Source organism: Ruegeria sp. AN6 (assembly GCF_056540425.1).
Genome location: NZ_JBQFWR010000015.1, coordinates 25,041 through 43,146, shown reverse-complemented (window position 1 = coordinate 43,146; position 18,106 = coordinate 25,041). Strand labels below are relative to the sequence as shown.

Sequence of the window (18,106 nt, the reverse complement as noted above, 5' to 3'; positions counted from 1 at the left end):
TTGCGAATGTCCGCTTAGGGCTGGAACAGTCGTCGCCGATTGAAGCAATGAGCGATTGCTTAGAACCTTTCGAGAACATTGCGCCAAAATTGAATCTGCCTTTGGCACGTTTTGTCTGCGGCAGTTTACGAGCTTTGGCATTTGGACCAACTCTACGGCTTAACACCAGCTTTCTTTAGGCCTTCGACCAAAAGCGCGTTGTGTTCGGGTAGACGGAAGAGGATCAAAGCGCCGGAGACAATGCTGTCTAGGAACGCTGGGGCGAAATCCGCCAGCGCCTGCTCATGTGGCAGGCCTGCTTCGGCACGCCCGAGGTGGGCGGCACTGGCGATCATAAGAGCCCGGCGGATCGGCGCATGCGGCGTCATCTGAATGGCGCGCTCACCCCAACGCATTACGTCTTCAAAATCAGCGTCGGCGAAGGCAGCTTGGGCGAGCGCCAGATAGGCGTCTCCTACCCAGAGGTCAGTGTCGCGTGGGGAAAGCTGGAGGGCAAGGTGGGCATGTTCGCGCGCCTCTGTGGTTCGGCCGACCAAAGACTCATGCCAGGCCATGAAGAAGATGTTCCGGGCAAAGTTCGGGTTCAGTGTGAAGCCCAAGCGGAAGTCAGCGTTGGCCCCGTCAAAATCCCCATGGAAATGACGAACCATACCGCGAACGCATAAGGCGCGCGGGTCGCGTTGACCTCCAAGAAACAGGGGTTCAACGCTTTTCTCAGCTAGGCTCAGGTTTTCAGTGGGGTCCTCATCGAACTGGTATAGATAACGCATCAGGTAGGCAAACGCTTTGATCCAATGCGCCTGGACATTGCGCGGGTCGAGATCAATGGCACGATCAGAGGCCGATATGACCTCATCGAACTTATCCTGAGAGTAGAAGCCTCCTGCGTAGAAGATCGCCATCGCACGTAGCGAGAGGTCGTAGGAGTTGAAGTCGATATCTCGAGCCACAGACGCGCGATCTATTTCGGCAATGGATATCTGGGGGGCGATGGCGCCGACCACGCTGCGTGTAATCTCATCCTGTAACGCGAAGATGTCGTCTAGCGTGCGGTCGTAGCGCTCGGCCCAAACATGGGCTCCATTTGTGCAGTCGATGAGTTGGGCAGTAATGCGTACGCGGTTTTGGGCTCGACGGAGGCTACCCTCTAGCATGTAGCGAACACCGAGTTCACGAGCGACATCTATATGGGTGACGGGGCGACCCCTGAACGAAAACGAGGAGTTGCGGGCGATGACAAAAAGCTCGGGAAAGCGCGAGAGCTCTGTGATGATGTCTTCGGAAACGCCGTCACAGAAGTATTCCTGTTCTGGATCATTGGACATGTTCTGGAAGGGCAAGACAGCGATTGAGGGTTTGTCAGTGCGTTGCGATTGGTATTGCGTGGAATCAGATTCGCCCTCCATCGCCAATTTGTAGGCGCGAACTGGCTTGGAGATGTTTTTGAGCGCTACTTCGCCGAGGTCTATGATGTCGTGTTCGATTTTGCCTCGAACCTGCCGGTATGCGTCGTCAGACAGAATGACACCGCCTGGGTCAGCGACGCCTTCGAGCCTGGCGGCAAGATTGACACCCTCGCCAAAAATGTCGCCCTCGTCCAAGATTACGTCTCCAATGTGCAAGCCTATTCGGAAGCTGATCCGGCTTTCGGTGGGGCTCTCGGCTTCGGCGGCGTGCAGCGCCTTCTGGAGCGTCGCTGCGGCCTCAACGGCAGAAACGACCGAGCTAAAAAGTGCAAACAGGCCATCACCGGTAAGCTTGATAATCTGACCTCCGGCACTTTCGATACCTGGATTGATGATGTCCCGGCGTAGGTCTTTTAGACGAGCAAGTGTTCCCGCCTCGTTAGCCGCCATAAGCCGTGAGTAGCCGACCATATCGGCGGCAAGTATGGCGGCAAGTCGGCGTGTCATGCGCATTTCCCAATAGCAACCTTTTTTCGAATCTATCAAGTTCGGTAGTAGTGTGCCAACTTTCGAAAATGTCCGGTTTGGGCTATCTACGGTCCTTCGGTGAAAGCGGACCAATGGCGGCAAAGCCCGCATAGTGGTCGTTCGAGGGACCTTCGGCGAATGTCTACTTCGAGCCCAAAGCAGACTCCACGCTATGTGGCTTCAAGGCGAATAGATTTCGAAATCTCCTGGCTTCCACGATTTGTCGAACCATGGTTCCATTGGGCCGTATAAGCGCAAGATAGCGAACCAACCTTTTTCTGAGACGGTTTCTACCCAGTTTGCTTCCTTACCCTCAGGTGCTTTGGGGCCGAAATACAGATCGACTGAGCCATCAACGTTGGTTGCCAGTTGGTCGCGTTTGTTATTTTTGGACGGAAACGGTTGGCTCGTTTGAAGCTCTGAGCGGGTTTGAGGGTCGTAAACAACCACAGACCAGAAGTTCTTTGCCGGCACGTTGGCTGGTATGTTCAATTTGTACGTCTTGTCGCCATGAAGAACATTGCCGTCGGAGTCTGAATACGCCGCTGCATATTGCGAACCAACGCCTGGGATTTTCAGAACCATTGCGGGGGTATTTACTGTCGCCATGTAAAAAAACAGAGTTCGTGCATCTAGGTTTCTTCCGCCTTCACCGTTTTCTCCACTCAACCACTTGTAGTTTCCACCAACAAACGCAGTTTGCCAGGCTCTGTCCTCGTAGAGCACGGCATCCTCATTGCGATTATGCAACCAGATCGCCCGGGCGGTTCCATTGCCTACAGCGACAGCATCCTTGAGAATAGCTTCCATCCTGTTGTTTGGAGCAAATGCTTTGCCTTTCTCAATACCGATTGAAGCCGCCAGACCCCTGAGTTCGGGATCAAGCATGGAAACAGGCTCGCGTTGAATAACCGCATTTATTTCTTCGTAGAATTTGTAGGTGTTCGCGTGGATTGTATTATATGAAACGCCAGATCCATCGATAATCTCGACCTTCGGAGGATTATCCTTTTGGCCAAGCGGATAGATTTTGAGCCCGTTCTGGAATGCGTCTACTGCGGCATCAGTCTTGCCGTCGACCAAGAAACCTCGCGCAATAAACCAGTTAACGTAGCTGGCAGATTGGGAGACAAAGTAGGTCTCTCCGTCGACTTTAGCCTCGTATCCCCCCTCGGGTGGTTCAAGGTCGCCATCATAATCGGGAGAAAGGATCAGGTATTTGCCGCCCTGGCCTTTGTCGGGCCCTGGCGCGCCCATGTCGGTAACAAAACGAAAGAAGGCGTCATTTACAGTAGATGGGCCCATACCCGGAGGTATTTCAACAACAATTGGGCCGGATTTCTGCAAGTCAAAGAAAGCCGATGCATATATCGTGTCGGTGTTTCCTGTAAGGAACAAAGGTGTCGAGTCTAAAAGTTTAGTCATCACTACGACTTTGTTAGGAGCGTCGGCCCCCAAAGATGCCATTCCGCGATGCAGCGCTTCCAGGGATGCTGCCGGGATGAAATTCAGGAACACTTCTACGCCACGAAGAAAATCCAGATGCTCATAAAGCAGTTCGACCGTTTCCGTTGTGGGACGTCCATCTGAAAAGTTTAAAGTTCCGATACGCGTATCAACTACATCATGAGTCATAATTTCTGATGGAATATGAGTATTGTAACCCGGAGAGGGTTGGTCGTCCGCAGAGCAAATCGTTGCCACTGAAGTCATCAGTGCAAACACCAAAATCTTCTTGATCATTCTTTTTCACCTCCCAATAAACTGACGATTTTAGCGTCTTCAATCAGCCGGGATCGCGGCCCCAATAGTCCGGACCCTGAATTAGATACCGGAAGCTGCGATCATTCTTTAACCCCAGCCTCGTAAGTTAGTTTCCTGTTGGCAGACCAATCTTGAAGCCTTGCTTGTTTAGTTGGTCGCGCACGACTTCAAACCGGTGGTATTCGCTCAGAGTAATAGGCCCGGAATAAGACTCGCTTTGAACCGGGCGCGGTGGATAGTCGATGTAGGTCTTGACCACCCGCTCCAGCTCACCCATCAGTGTTGGAACAGTCCAAGTGTTCTCCCGACCGGTTGTCATGAAGATGTCGTAGCGCTCCATCGGGTCTTCCCAAAGGTTAAAGACCTGTGGCACGGTCGCGACGTACTTCTGCGGGCCACGCCATCCCAATTCGGCAGCAGGAGCCTCAGATCCCGCCCGTGCTCCGTTGTCGCCTCGGATGTTGAACACAGCCTTCCAAGGCCCGACCCGCACGGCGCCAGGGGCGAGTTCATTTTCGGTGAAGTAGGCCCAGCTGTTTCGCTGCGGGTCAGCCTCACCAAAGAGGATTGGTGCCATATCGATACTGTCGAAGATGGTGGGTTGGCCATCCCGGTCGTTTTCCGGCAACTGAACACCAGCCAGGTGAGCAAATGTAGCCATTAGATCAGTCCCGCCCGCGATGTCATGAGACTTGGAGCCGGGCTCGATTTTGCCGGTCCATTTGGCGAAGAACGGCACACGGTAAGCGCCTTCACGATCAGTTCCTTTGGTTCCGCGGAAAGGTGTCATACCAGCATCTGGATGAACATCCTGCCAGGCCCCATTGTCCACCGTGTAGATAACAAGAGTGTTCTCTTCGATGCCAAGGTCCTTGACCTTGTTCAGAATCTGTCCGGTATGATGATCAAGTTCCACAACCTTGTCGCCGTACTTGTTTTTGACCGCGGATTTCCCTTCGAAATCAGGTGATGGAAGATTTGGTTGGTGGTTGGCGGCCCAGTTGATCGACATAAAGAACGGCTGTTCGAGCCCGGCCAGCCGTTCCAACTCGGCAACTGCTTTTTCAGCACCGACCGCATCCAGCTTGGCCAAATCCGCTGTTGTCATGTCGTCGATTGTCAGCACCTCGGTCGCGGGGCTTCCCGCCTCACCCTCAAACACGCCGGTAGTGGATTGTTTGAAGAATTCCCGTTGCTCATCCGTCATCTGAACGTGCCAGTCCGGCAGTGCATAGGTTTAGGCGTTGAGGTGATAGAGAAAGGTGTTCTCCATCTTGTCATAACCATGCGCTATGGGCAGAGCGTAATCAGACTCTCCCAGATGCCACTTTCCCATAAAGTATGTGTTGTAGTCGGCTTGTTTCAGAACCGAGGCGAGAGTCCACTCTGCGGCAGGCAGCCCTCCACCCTGACCCTGAAAAGCAACCGTAGTCATTCCTGAGCGATTGGGGTATCGGCCGGTCTGCATTGCCGCGCGACCCGGTGTACATGAAGACTGCGCGTAGAAATCCGTGAACATCATTCCGTCCTTGGCCAATTGGTCAAGGTTTGGGGTATCCATTCCACGGGCGGCACCGCCATGATAGGCGCCCAGATCCCAGTAACCGGTATCATCAGAGACAATAAGAATTATGTTGGGTTTCGATCCAAAAGTCGAAAGCGATGACGGATCAAAGTCTTGTGCTTTGGTGGGGGTAGAGATCGTAACAGTGATTGCGGCGGTAAGTGCGGCCGGCAGCATTAACCTCGGCATAAGTATTCCTCCCTAGGCATCGAATCATATTTTCAAATTTAGATGTTTGAAAGGATAGCACAGAAACACAGACCAGCTGGCATACGGGCATTGGGTTAGGGCGACTACCGGGTCGTATCGTGTTGATCTCTGACCAACGCTGACAGTTCAATTCGACAGCTGTCTAATGACAAGTCCAATTGACAATACCAAGCCATTCAGAAATTCTGTTCAACTTGAATGACCGGAATAGTTCGCGTTGCAGACATTCACTGAATTCTGCTGAACATCTCCATCGAGCCCAAAGCAGAAATTGCATTTCGGAAGCAAAGTCTGCCTTTCTGAACTTTAGATTTGACTTTAACTGATCGACTCCGCCACTACTGCAGTTGTAAAATATCCGGAACGCAAAGTTTTCTTTTTACCGGCATTTTGTCCGCACCATCCGATCGTTTCAGTCTTTTTGGCCCGTCTTTGACCTTAACCTTCGGCTTAGCCAGCGGGCCCTTTAAAGTCACTGGCCAGGGGCTTTTCGAAAGAGGTTCTCCGATTTTGCGGGGTTGTATATTTAAGTCCAAGGCCTTGCCAGTCAAATCAACATCGCCAAAGACGACAACCTGGACGTGATCTGTTTCCAATGTGGTTTGTTTCGTCGAGAGGTTTCCATTAGAAATAATAATCGGCGCTCGCAAACATACAATTGGAGCTACCTTTTGTTTGTCCTTGGTAAACACCCAAGGTAGCACCCCAAGCCCCGCCAGATCTAAAAGCTGAGTCTCGATCGAGCCATCACGCAGTGAGACTGTGGCATTGCCGCTCATGCTGTTAGCAAAATGCTTAGGTGAATCGGTTCCGCCTGTAACCGAAAAATCTGCATAGACTGTACCGCTCGCGCCCTTTTTGAAGTTCAGGTTGTGAAGGATATCATCCAGCTGCCAGCCACCTGCATTGCCGGTCAAAGTGAGTAGATGCGCGTCGTTTGATAGATCCATTTGCCCGCTAACGTCGAAGCTTGCGCCTCCGTATTCAAACTTCAAAGGCCCAGCCTTAAGCTCGTTTTTGTTGAGCATCAGTTCGCTCTGCAAACTGCTGATGCCTTTCGCACCCTCTATGTGACGAAGGTCTACGTCGACATCCATATCCATACCGGACAAGAGAATTGAACGTCCGATAGGTTTAAGCGTTACATCTCTCAACGCGCCTTGATCGCCTTCGTCTTCTTGCTTAGACCCTTTCTCCTCCGGCTCTGGACCGCCTATTTTCCGCAACTGTGCAGCGGCCTGTACGATAGTTCGGATCTGATCTATCTTTATCAGGTCACTCTCAATGGAACCCCGCAGCACCGGCTCACTTGTTGCATCATCTAGATCGGCCAATATCTGTAAGACAGAGTCGGCGACCTCAACATTGGCACTGGCGTTCCAATCGGTACCTTCGCTAGCGAGGTCGATTTCAAGGCGTGCCTGTCCGGTTTCGACGCGTTCAAGCGACAGGGCTTCCAAAAGGTCCGCTCCGGATGGGACTGAGACATCAATTGCCAAATCCAGGTCCTCGAATTTGAGTACATTCTTGACAGTGCCATGCACTTCAAGGTTCCAGACGTCCGTATCGCTTGTCTTTCCATCCAAATTCGTCAGCGAAAGCTGATTGATGTCACCGTTCAAGTGGAAGTCACCGGAAAACCTGCCAAGCTGGTCGTCTGGTCCCAACAATTCTGGCGAGATCAAACTGCTTGCCGGTATATCGATTAGGCCTTCTGCTGATATGCCTTGCAACTGAAGCGCGTCATCGACCGAACCGTTCAAAATGATAAACGGATCGGCGGGGTTTCCAATTCTAAGGTTGATGTTTCCGACCTTTAACGCGCCTTCTGGTGTTCTGGAAAGCTCGGAGAACTTAATCGGTGGCGGGCCTTCGCCGGACGTGTCCAACGTGAAGCCGTTGGTCTTAATGACCATTTGTCGCTGCGGCACCTGCCCGGGTACGCTGTCAATAACCATGTCGACCGCGATAAGTTTAAGATCATATCGCGAGGCGGCTGGCGCTGGTTCCGCATCTTCTGGGTACAACCTAATTCGGGTTGTCAGCGATACGTCTTCCGGGTTGCCCAGTTCCCCGATCTGCCCAGTCAGCGAAAGGCTTTGCCCGCCATCCAACTCAGCCAATACAGATAGGCCGTCAACCCGCGCTACGCCGTCGACTGATTTGAACGTTGCACCAATATTCCCCGTACCATCCAAGACTCGGTTAAGCTTCAGGATATCGAGAAGCTGGCCAAGTTCTGCAATCTCTATGCTCGTCTTCACTTGTAGGCCGTTTTCTTGAGGGACTTCATCTGCGGCAATCGCAATCTGTTCAAAGTTCAACGCCACTTGAAACGGGTCTTTCGCGGGAAATGTCGCGTTCAGTTCAAACCTCTCTCCGTTTAGCGAACCGGCCCCGACTGCCGTCGCAACATCGGTTTCTGTATCACGCTTTAAGAGCAGCTCAGGAAGCTGCAGATCCAACTCAAGTCCGTTCAAATCGTTCTGATAAGAAATGGCGATATCAGTCAGATCAATTTTGCGGTCCGTTAGAATTCCGGCTAACAGCGGCGTCGGGGAATTTGCAGGTTTCCCGGCTTCAGCTTCCGTTTGGGAAATGGACTGCCAGTTTCCGAAGCCGTCTTTGTCTGTGATTAGGTTCAGATGAACACCTGAGAGCGAAAGACCACTCAGTGACAGTTTACTGTTCCAAAGGTCGCGCGCGGAAACTTCAAACTCGATCTCATCGATTACTGCAAGTTTCACATCAGCATTCTGAGAACCGAGTAGTTCCAGCCCTGTCGCTGACACCTGCAATTGCCAACCAAGTCCCAGACGCACTTCATCTTCAATTCTAACGTCCTGACCAAGTTTCTTAGAGATCAGATTTTCGACGAAAGCAGTCCTGATCGAAGAAAACAACACAGAAGACAGAAAAAGCCAAGCTGCCAACATTGCGACACACGCGACAGCGAAACAAATCAATATACCTTTTGCAACGTATCGCACGTACTTCTCCTAAATTTCCGATTCATCTAGTGGGCAGCCTAGACCATTTAATCATTAAGTTAATGGAATATATGGTCAGTAAATGTTCTGAAATCTGAATGATCTTGACTATATAGCCGATATTCTCGCCTATTTAGTCGAACTGCTAAGAAGCGAGTAATTGATAGACGTTCGACTAGTGCTTCACGCCCGGTTTCTAAACGGCAGGCTTGAGCGTTGCATGAGTGCTGACTAAATCGGTCCGACTATCCCTCCAACCGAAAGAAAGCAGGGTTCTTTCGATACCCTTCATTTATTCAGTAACTGCTACAAATGAATTCATAAAACAATGATGACACGACGAGCTCACTAGCCAGAAAACAAGAGGGTCAGGCTGCGTTTTGTTCCAGAGCAGGGGCCGTTACGAGGCAGATTGTTCACAATGTCCGGCTCTTTAGTCGGGGTCAATGTCGGTCTATTGCATCTCTTGGGCGGGACCCTAAGGATCAAAGAGCGCTTTATGAGGCCTTGCGTTGGAAATGCTTTCCGTGTTGCTGCAGCTTGGCTTGCTGCCGTGTCATCACTAATGCTGGCACTTGGCTTATCAGATACAAATCTGCCCACGTGAACAGAATAACTCCCTCCCGCTTAGGATCGGGCGCCCCAGCATGCGAAGAGTTGGCAATTCGCCGCTCGGGGCAGTTTGCGTCAACAAGTGAAGTTCGACTGAATGCTAGCTTTGTCCCGCACTGCCGCCGTTGACCAGTTCGGGACAGCTCATATCCCCAACCAAAACTGTCAGATGACCACTGTGAGCCCAAAGCAGTCGGGGTCAGTCGCTAAATCAGAACATCATTTTGACTTAGAAACTTGGCCCGCAATCCAAGATCGGCATTAATTTTCCTTTCTGCCTTAGATCATCTCGATGCTAGGCTCAGACAAATATCGTCTTACTGAGCATCAAAAAATTATGACCAAACTGAATGTTACCCGCCGCACTGCATTGACCATCCTTGGAAGCGCGTCAATGATCGCTATTTCTCATGCCACGTCTGCTCAAGCGGCTTCGTCATTGCAGGATTTTGGAAGCCAGCTTCAAACACTGCCCGAAATCACTGTTTACACAGCGCAGCGCGTCATCACCATGGAGGACAACGACCCTGCTATCAACGCGGTTGCCGTGGTCGGAGACCGTATTCTGGCCGCCGGTCCGCGCGACACACTTGTTGACCGGATTGGTTCGCAGCCGTTTCGACTGGACGATCAATTCTCCGAGAAAGTCATTATCGCCGGTTTGATAGACCAGCACGTGCATCCTTTCCTCGCCGGATTGACCCTGACCTCCGAGATCATATCCATCGAGGATTGGAACATTCCGACTGGCTTTTCGAAGGCCGCCGAGGATGAGGCGGATTATAAGTCTCGTTTGCAAGCCGCCGAAGCGGTAATGGATGATCCCAACGCTTTGTTGCTGACATGGGGGTATCACCACTTCTTTCATGGCGAGATCAGGCGCGCGCAACTCGACGAGATCAGCAGCACGCGCCCAATCATTATAGTCCACCGATCTGCGCACGAGTTGATCCTTAACACTCCCGCATTGGAGTTGCTGGGCATCACCGAAGACTTTGTTAATGGCTTTGCGGGGCTCGCACTTGAGCAATCGAGCTTTGAAGACGGGTATTTCTTTGAGGCAGGAATGTTCGCCGTTCTTCCGGCGGTCGCACCCGTATTGGCAACTCCTGAACGCTTGGGCGCGGGCCTTAGACTGGCCCGAGAGTACATGCACCGTTCTGGCGTCACTGTTGCCGCAGAACCGGGAGGTGTACTGTCTCAACCTCTGCAGGATGCAACCAACGCGGTTTTTTCAGGACCCGATACCCAACTCAGGACCTATTTCATACCTGACGGGAAATCCCTGGCTGCCTTGCACTTTCAAAATGGTTCGATGATTGAAGAGACCGAAAAACTGCTGGACTGGGGTGTAGGTAAGACGGCGTTCATGCCGAAGCAGGTGAAACTCTTCGCGGATGGCGCTGTCTACAGTTTGGCCATGCAGGTCTCGGAGCCTTATGTGGGCGGCGATTTCCACGGCGAGTGGATCATGCAACCCGACGAGTTCAATCCCGTATTCGATGCATATTGGGACGCGGGTTACCAAATACATGTTCATCAGACCGGCGACCTTGCCGTGGATTTGATTTTGGACGCCGTCGAGCGAAACATGCGCCGGATGCCGCGAGCTGATCACCGCACGACATTGGTTCACTTTGGTTATGCGAGAGAAGATCAAACAAAACGGATCGCTGAGTTGGGCTGCATCGTCAGCGGCAATCCATACTACGTAACCGCACTGTCAGATCGATATAGCGAGCTTGGACTTGGTCCAGAACGTGCAGATGACATCGTGCCCCTTGGGCCAATTAAGGCCAACGGCATTCCCATCTCATTCCATTCTGACGTACCAATGGCTCCCGGTGAACCGCTATTCCTTGTTTGGGCTGGCGTAAACCGAACGACCTTCTCCGGCCGTGTCGCAGGCCCAGAACACCGCCTGTCGGTCGAAGACGCTTTGCGGGCTGTGACTATTGATGCGGCCCAGTCCTTGCGATTGGAGGATAAGGTTGGCTCTATCGCTCCCGGCAAGTTGGCAAACTTCACCATCCTTGAAGAAGACCCATTCGAGGTGGAAACCTACAAGATTAAGGACATCGGTATCTGGGGTACCGTACTTGAGGGTGACATTTTTCCAGTGTCAGACGACTTCGATCTCGACCGCGCTTCATTATCGCCAACCCGGGATACAATAAATCCGCCAACAAAGCCGCTGTATGCGCTTGCTGATGTATCGGGCATCGCCCAGAAAGGCATGCTTGCCGGATGCTCGTGTTGCGCTTCACCCGTATCTCAGTCGTGCACGACATCTGCGGCGGGGCAAATCTCTGCAGTTAGCTGTTGCGGGACCAATGCGTTGGGGTGGGCCGTCGTGTCCGAATGGGCCTCCAAAGTTTAGATTGGAGCCAAGTTGAGATCGCATAATCAAGTGTCCGGAATGTCCGCAACTCTGCCGTTCAGCAGATTTCGGCGAAAGTCCGCTGCCGTTCAAATACAGACCTTCGGGCGAAATTACTCGGAATGACCACCAATAATGATCGCTATCCTTTCCTAAACCGGCATCTGACTGAAAGACTCAGATGAACGCATTGAGCCCATAGCAGCCGTTGCCAGGGAAACTGGATGCTGCGAGTGCATTTTGCAGCTCCGGGCCTTTTAATGACGACCGAATGCCTCGCGGCGACCGGCCGGTTCGTGTAAGGACTGCGATCTTAGCGAGTCACAGTCCATCAAGAAATTTTTCGATTTCCGCCAGAGCTTTGGGCCACGCGGGATCGTATTCCGGCATTGTGTTGTTCGTGGTTTCGATACCAACAAAGCGAGCATTCTCAATGCCTGAGGCCAGCATCCTGCCTTGATCAACACTATGCATCCTGTCTCTTCTGGCATGAAGAACCAGAGCAGGACAAGAGATTTGTGGCAACATATCGGTGATGTCGACCCCTGCGACCAGAGGGCCAATTCGCTGCCAATCCTGGTGATCCATCGCCAACTTCATGAATTCTGCATAGGACCGCTGATCGTGAGGACTAGCAGCCGGAGAAAATGACTGGGCCATCAAGTCTCTTGCTGAAGGGTAATCATCATTCCAACCTTCTAAGCTCATATCCATCATTGCTTGCCCAAGGGCGGCAATGCCCGGTTGGGAGCGCACTTCCAACCCTTGCGCGAAACCACCCAACAACACCAGACCTGAAACACGATCGGGACGTAGCGCAGCAAAGGCTGCGGCCACAGTAGCCCCGAAAGAAATGCCGAACAAAGGCAAGCGTTCAATTTTGGTGTCGTTAAGTACGGCCTCTACATCTTCCACTATCCGGCTCAACGAGACATCCTGCACACCTCTCTCGGACAAACCGTTATTGCGGCCATCAAAACGGTAAAGGCAGTAGCTCTGAGACAGCAATGGTAGCCAGCCGGCAATGGTGTTCAATGTCCAGTCATATTCCAGATGCCTGAGCCAGTTCGGCGCCACCAGCAGCTTTCCTCCTTCGCCGGTTGAGGTCCAGGCCAGAGTCGTTCCATCCTTTGACTTTGCAAACCTGATGTCTTGGGACGCGGCTTGACGCTTTTTCTTCGCTCGTTTGATGTCGCCTTCAAAGTCGATAGAAAAGGCTTCGATGGGATTTGGTGCCCCCTTAAATCGCATAGAACTTTCAGGCCGCAATGCAACGCTCAGCGAGGTCCCTGCGACATCAGCGGTTGTCTTGCTGACAAGACAATTGCCGGGCTGAGCAGTTGCCTGAAGGCGCGAGGCCACATTTACGGCATCCCCAAACAAATCGGTGCCGTTAGGCATGACATCACCAACATGAATACCGGCGCGTAGTGAAAGATCTTCACTTCGCATTTGCTTTAGAATATCGCTTGCCGCATTGATTGCATCGGTGGCTGCATCGAACTTTACCAGAGCTCCGTCACCCAGAAATTTAAAAATTCGTCCAGAGTTGCCTTTCACCGCCGGCTTGATGATTTCGACCAAAATGCGTTGCAATGCAAGGAAGGTAGCATCAGCATCCTCCGACATACGTCGCGTGTAATCGACCACGTCCAGACACAAGACTGCTGAGGTTTTCCTTTTCATCCGTCTGTGCGACCTCACGTTGCTAAAACTAATCCAAACTCAGGTTTATCAAACGTAATTTCCTTTGTTATTATTACTCCAGCTGCCGATGTCGGTCCATCATTCGAATTGGGTAACCAAGGTTGGGCCCAGCTGAATTACTGCTTCGTCGCAGTCTTTATCGAGTGATTGTGGGGAGCGGAGGCTTTGGCGGGCCGGGCCGCGGCATCATCACCAAGTATTCAATGACAGGAAAGGGCTGGGAATTGCCGTTTGCAATGCAGCGATCAGCGGCGGTTTAGTCCGCGAGGCAGCCTTTCGTACTTGTTCCACAGAACGGCCATCACTCAACCAGAGATCGCTTCACATAAAACCGCTTCAGCGATGTTCGCGGTTTGCTATGGCGCTTGCAATCATCCGATGGTTTCGAAAACTTGCCATTTGATGCGCTGGTTACTGATAACTGGGATACGCAACACGTGGGTCAAGGAAAAGGTTTTGCTTGCCAATTTTGTCAAAAATGCCGTGGTGAATTTCGTTTTCAGTTAGCCTGCAAACAAAAACATAATGTAACATCCAGACAAATGCGAAAATGATAGTAGTGCTTTCGGTTTCTCCAATCGGCTTTGGGCATCGATAACTTGGCCTCTTCATCCCAGGGATTAACTCGCTTTCGAAACCTCTAAACCTCCCCCTTTCACAAGCAGATCCACAATTTCGTCGACCCCGCTTCTGTGGCGAAGTGACGAGAACAAGAAAGGCCGTCCTTTACGCATCATTTTCGCATCACGTTCCATAACTTGCAGCGAAGCGCCAACGTGCGGCGCAAGGTCGGTCTTGTTGATTACAAGGATGTCCGATTTCGTAATCGCTGGCCCGCCTTTCCTGGGGATTTCTTCGCCTGCGGCGACATCAATCACGTAGATGGTCAGATCCGCCAGTTCCGGGCTGAACGTGGCCGATAGATTGTCGCCTCCGCTTTCAATCAAAACAACGTCGAGATCCGGATGACGTGTCTGCATTTCCGCGACAGCGGCCAAATTGATCGAGGCGTCTTCGCGAATTGCTGTATGCGGGCAACCACCCGTTTCGACGCCGATGATCCTGTCCTGCGGCAGGACCTGCATGCGCATTAGCGCTTCGGCATCTTCCTGCGTATAAATGTCGTTGGTAATAACGCCCACCGAGCAGACATCGCGCAACGCCTCAGACAAGGCGGCGGTTAAAGTGGTTTTTCCGGCGCCTACCGGACCACCAATACCTACGCGAAGCGGGCCGTTCATACTCGTCATGTGCGGAATATCCTCGAATATTGTGTTTCGTGTTTCATGGACGCGATGTCCGCCAAAAACGTGGTAGAGCTTAACTCGTCCAAACTTGCCTTTTGTGCTCTTTCAGCAATCTGGGAACACAGCGGCGTCAGCTGGCGGATCAGCCTTTGAGCATCAGTCTGTCCCAGTGGCACAAGGCGCGTCGCACATGCGACAAGGTTGCTTGCGAATGCTTGCAGAAACATCTTGGTCGTCAACAGCAAGGGAAGGTTTTGTAGTCTTGCGGCCCGTCCAATCGAGACAGGGTAGGTGAACTGTCCAAGGTCCAATTCCCAGACACCATTGGTGATATTTCCGAAGGCCTGTCCCAGCAAATCGGTTTCCATGAGCCTTTCGGATGTCGCGCAAAAGGCCCGTGCCGTGACATCGACGTCGATCAGTTCATCTTTGTCCCGCGCATTGTAGGCCGCCACGACGAACAGAACATCATTCCACCCAGAGCCATGTTCCAGCACATCTGAAATCCAGGCATCGGTGTCCTGAGAATTCGCGACAGCTCCATGGTCAATCGCTGCCTCAAGCCCGTGAGAGTAGGCAAATCCCCCCACAGGATAGGCGGGTGACAGCCATTGGATCAGTGTCAGGACATCGGCGTCAGTGGGTGTGGCCATGGGTCCTGCCGTGGCCATAGGCTCCGCCTTCGGGGGTAAACGGCTCGTGCACCTCTCGCACGGTAGCCCCTATTCTGAGAAGCATGTCTCGGATAACGTGATCGGCCTGGATCAACAGGCGATCCCTTTCGATCTGGCAAGGCGTATGGCGATTGCCGATATGCCATGCGATGCGCGTCAGGTCCGGGGCAGTTACCTCCAGCAAAGCTTCGGGTGCAGCCTGTATTTCCACTTCGCGACCGTCATCCAAGACTAACGCGCCGCCGTGGTTCAATGAGGTCGTTTGTGCCAGATCGATGAGGATCTGCTCGCCACTTTCACAGGTAAGAACCTTGCGGCGCAAAAAGCGGTCATCATAAGTTAAAGACAAGCAGTCTTTCGGATCGCCGTGTGTGTGATCCGAGTATTGGCGGGCGGTGCAGAGCAGGGCGGTCATACCATCGCCTCCTCTGCATTGGGAACGATCAGAGCCAGATCGAATCCGCAAAGACCCGGTGCACGATCCGTTCGCGCGTCAGACCACGGTTTTTCAGCTCTTCGTCGCTGAGCGATTGCAGAAACTCGACTTGCCTGACACGCGATTGGGCTTGGGCCAAGCCGATCAAAGCCGAGTAGATGGATGACCCGATGGATGCGATAAGACCGGGCAGCGAAATGCGTGAGTTTGTCTGTGTTGCTGAGTGTGCCATTTGAACCCTCGTAAACGGTGGTCCTCCCATGGGGTTTAATATTTGTCATGTCGGCCTCACTTAGTAGAGCGTGTTTGGTCATTTCTGCCTTGCATGTGCCGCAACGCAGCACACTTTTTGATCAGAATAAAAAGTATCGCTGTGCCATGGGCAGCGTTTCGGCGGGTTGGCAGGTTAGCAGTTCGCCATCTGCCCTGACCTCGTAGGTTTCGGGGTTAACTTCGACATGCGGCGTCGCGTTGTTCAGCAGAAGATCCTGCTTGCCAATTTCTCGTGTGTTCTGGACGGCGACGGTCTGCTTTGCCAATCCCAGTGTATCACCGATCCCATCCGCATGGGCCGCCTGCGAGACAAATGTGATCGCCGAGTTTTCCACCGACCGTCCGTAAGCGCCAAACATTGGGCGACTATAAACTGGCTGCGGTGTAGGGATCGACGCGTTGGGATCGCCCATCTGCGCGCAGGCTATGGTGCCGCCCAGCAGAACCATCTCGGGCTTTACACCGAAAAAGGCCGGGTTCCAAAGAACCAGGTCGGCGCGTTTGCCTTCGTCGATACTACCAATCTCGCGGCTCAGGCCATGTGCAATGGCCGGGTTGATAGTGTACTTCGCAATATAGCGGCGGACGCGAAAGTTGTCGTTCTCACCGGTTTCCTCGGGCAGACGCCCGCGCTGTTTCTTCATCTTGTCCGCGGTTTGCCACGTGCGGATCAAAACCTCTCCGACCCGACCCATGGCCTGACTGTCTGACGCGATGATGCTGAACGCGCCCATGTCATGCAGGATATCCTCGGCCGCAATCGTCTCGCGCCGGATACGGCTTTCGGCAAAGGCCACGTCCTCGGGGATGGATTTGTCGAGGTGGTGACAGACCATCAGCATATCCAAATGCTCCTCGACCGTGTTCACGGTGAAAGGCCGCGTCGGGTTCGTCGAAGACGGCAGAACGTGGTTCTCGCCGCAGATCTTGATGATATCCGGGGCGTGGCCACCGCCCGCACCTTCGGTGTGGAAGGCGTGGATTGTGCGACCCTTTATGGCCGCCACGGTGTTTTCGACAAAGCCTGATTCATTGAGTGTGTCGGTGTGGATCATAACCTGTACATCCATCGCGTCTGCCACCGACAGGCAGCAGTCGATGGCGGCAGGGGTGGTGCCCCAATCCTCGTGCAGCTTCAGAGCGCAGGCACCGGCTTTGACCTGCTCTTCAAGAGCTGCGGGCAGCGAGGCATTGCCCTTGCCTGCAAACGCTAGATTCATCGGAAAAGCATCAGCCGCTTGCATCATCCGCCCGATATGCCATGGGCCAGGGGTGCAGGTGGTCGCCAACGTTCCATGCGCCGGACCGGTGCCGCCACCCAGCATAGTGGTCAAGCCGGAATGCAACGCGTCTTCGATCTGTTGCGGGCAAATGAAGTGGATATGACTGTCGAACCCACCTGCGGTCAGAATGCGACCTTCGCCTGCAATGATCTCGGTACCGGGACCGATGATGATGTCCACGCCGGGTTGAGTGTCGGGGTTCCCGGCCTTGCCGATCCTGGCGATACGCCCGTCTTTCAACCCCACATCCGCTTTGTAGATGCCGGAGTGATCGACGATCAGCGCGTTGGTGATCACCGTATCCACCGCCCCTTCGGCTCGCGTGAACTGAGATTGCCCCATCCCATCACGAATGACTTTGCCACCGCCGAACTTGACCTCTTCCCCGTAAACGTCTTCGCGGTGGCCGGTTTCGCTGAAACGGGCTGCCGTTGCGCGCTCAACAATCAGATCTTTCTCGACCTCGATTATCAGATCCGTATCTGCCAATCGTACTTTGTCGCCGACCGTGGGGCCGAACATGGAGGCATAGTCACTCCGGCTGATCTTGCCCGGCATCTTTCAAAGCCCCCATGATGTGCATATTGAAACCGTAGATGTGACGGCGCCCGTCATATGGCACCAGAATAACCTCGCGAGTCTGACCCGGCTCAAATCGCACGGCAGTACCTGCAGGGATGTCTAATCGCATCCCCAAGGCTGCATAGCGATCGAAATCCAAGGCGGAGTTCGCTTCGGCGAAATGGTAATGGCTTCCGACCTGCACGGGTCGATCACCGGTATTGGCGACAACAACAAGACGACTGCTGCGTCCTGCGTTGAGCGTCAGTGAACCCTCGGCGGGTATGATCTCACCGGGGGTCATTTTGGCAGCTTCATTATCACCGTGATGGCGATGACCGCGATCAATGCTAGCCCTGCTGCAAGCAGGGCATAGTCACTGCTATGAGCGTGAACATGGGTGTCCGAATGGGCCACGGCCGGACTAGCCAGAATAAGAGCGGGAAACAGCATGCGGTACATGGGAAACTC

The 18,106-nt window shown here is 53.0% G+C and carries 13 protein-coding genes and 1 pseudogene; 1 reads left to right on the top strand and 13 read right to left on the bottom strand.

The window, feature by feature from the left end; all coding sequences use genetic code 11:
• Positions 1 to 152: 152 nt before the first annotated feature.
• The 5 genes and pseudogenes from ACR0MQ_RS18805 to ACR0MQ_RS18785 form a co-directional block, all read right to left on the bottom strand.
• Complete coding sequence (locus ACR0MQ_RS18805; protein WP_170771261.1) at positions 153 to 1,913, bottom strand: adenylate/guanylate cyclase domain-containing protein; 1,761 nt, start codon at positions 1,911 to 1,913, stop codon at positions 153 to 155.
• 201 nt (positions 1,914 to 2,114) lie between these two features.
• Positions 2,115 to 3,677 carry a DUF1254 domain-containing protein gene (locus ACR0MQ_RS18800; RefSeq protein WP_480610091.1) on the bottom strand — a complete coding sequence of 521 codons (1,563 nt, stop codon included), beginning with the start codon at positions 3,675 to 3,677 and terminating at the stop codon, positions 2,115 to 2,117.
• 127 nt (positions 3,678 to 3,804) lie between these two features.
• Positions 3,805 to 4,275 (bottom strand): hypothetical protein, encoded by a 471-nt coding sequence (locus tag ACR0MQ_RS18795; RefSeq protein ID WP_480610143.1) that lies wholly within the window; start codon positions 4,273 to 4,275, stop codon positions 3,805 to 3,807.
• A 66-nt stretch (positions 4,276 to 4,341) separates the two neighbouring features.
• Positions 4,342 to 5,439: pseudogene (locus ACR0MQ_RS18790) on the bottom strand (sulfatase-like hydrolase/transferase); the annotation flags it as partial.
• 371 nt (positions 5,440 to 5,810) lie between these two features.
• Positions 5,811 to 8,462: an AsmA family protein gene (locus ACR0MQ_RS18785; RefSeq protein ID WP_170771257.1), complete on the bottom strand. Its 2,652-nt coding sequence runs from the start codon at positions 8,460 to 8,462 to the stop codon at positions 5,811 to 5,813.
• Between the two features lie 949 nt (positions 8,463 to 9,411).
• On the opposite strand from ACR0MQ_RS18785, the gene ACR0MQ_RS18780 reads away from it, so the two are divergent.
• On the top strand, positions 9,412 to 11,454 hold the full coding sequence (locus tag ACR0MQ_RS18780) for an amidohydrolase (protein WP_480610089.1): 2,043 nt from the start codon (positions 9,412 to 9,414) through the stop codon (positions 11,452 to 11,454).
• A gap of 321 nt (positions 11,455 to 11,775) precedes the next feature.
• On the opposite strand, the gene ACR0MQ_RS18775 is transcribed toward ACR0MQ_RS18780, so the two are convergent.
• The 8 genes from ACR0MQ_RS18775 to ACR0MQ_RS18740 form a co-directional block, all read right to left on the bottom strand.
• Complete coding sequence (locus ACR0MQ_RS18775) at positions 11,776 to 13,104, bottom strand: alpha/beta fold hydrolase (RefSeq protein ID WP_480610087.1); 1,329 nt, start codon at positions 13,102 to 13,104, stop codon at positions 11,776 to 11,778.
• Between the two features lie 677 nt (positions 13,105 to 13,781).
• Positions 13,782 to 14,411 carry an urease accessory protein UreG gene (gene ureG / locus ACR0MQ_RS18770; RefSeq protein ID WP_480610085.1) on the bottom strand — a complete coding sequence of 210 codons (630 nt, stop codon included), beginning with the start codon at positions 14,409 to 14,411 and terminating at the stop codon, positions 13,782 to 13,784.
• Positions 14,408 to 15,061 (bottom strand): urease accessory protein UreF, encoded by a 654-nt coding sequence (locus tag ACR0MQ_RS18765; RefSeq protein ID WP_480610083.1) that lies wholly within the window; start codon positions 15,059 to 15,061, stop codon positions 14,408 to 14,410. The genes ureG and ACR0MQ_RS18765 overlap by 4 nt, the downstream gene beginning before the upstream one ends.
• A complete protein-coding gene (gene ureE, locus ACR0MQ_RS18760) occupies positions 15,045 to 15,497 on the bottom strand; it encodes an urease accessory protein UreE (RefSeq protein WP_480610081.1) in 453 nt (150 codons plus the stop codon). The genes ACR0MQ_RS18765 and ureE overlap by 17 nt, the downstream gene beginning before the upstream one ends.
• A 28-nt stretch (positions 15,498 to 15,525) precedes the next feature.
• Positions 15,526 to 15,750: a hypothetical protein gene (locus ACR0MQ_RS18755; RefSeq protein WP_480610079.1), complete on the bottom strand. Its 225-nt coding sequence runs from the start codon at positions 15,748 to 15,750 to the stop codon at positions 15,526 to 15,528.
• Between the two features lie 121 nt (positions 15,751 to 15,871).
• Positions 15,872 to 17,632 (bottom strand): urease subunit alpha, encoded by a 1,761-nt coding sequence (ureC, locus tag ACR0MQ_RS18750; RefSeq protein ID WP_480610077.1) that lies wholly within the window; start codon positions 17,630 to 17,632, stop codon positions 15,872 to 15,874.
• Complete coding sequence (locus ACR0MQ_RS18745; RefSeq protein WP_010437454.1) at positions 17,607 to 17,939, bottom strand: urease subunit beta; 333 nt, start codon at positions 17,937 to 17,939, stop codon at positions 17,607 to 17,609. The genes ureC and ACR0MQ_RS18745 overlap by 26 nt, the downstream gene beginning before the upstream one ends.
• Positions 17,936 to 18,097: a hypothetical protein gene (locus ACR0MQ_RS18740; protein WP_010437456.1), complete on the bottom strand. Its 162-nt coding sequence runs from the start codon at positions 18,095 to 18,097 to the stop codon at positions 17,936 to 17,938. Before ACR0MQ_RS18740 ends, ACR0MQ_RS18745 begins: the two co-directional genes overlap by 4 nt.
• Positions 18,098 to 18,106: the final 9 nt, after the last annotated feature.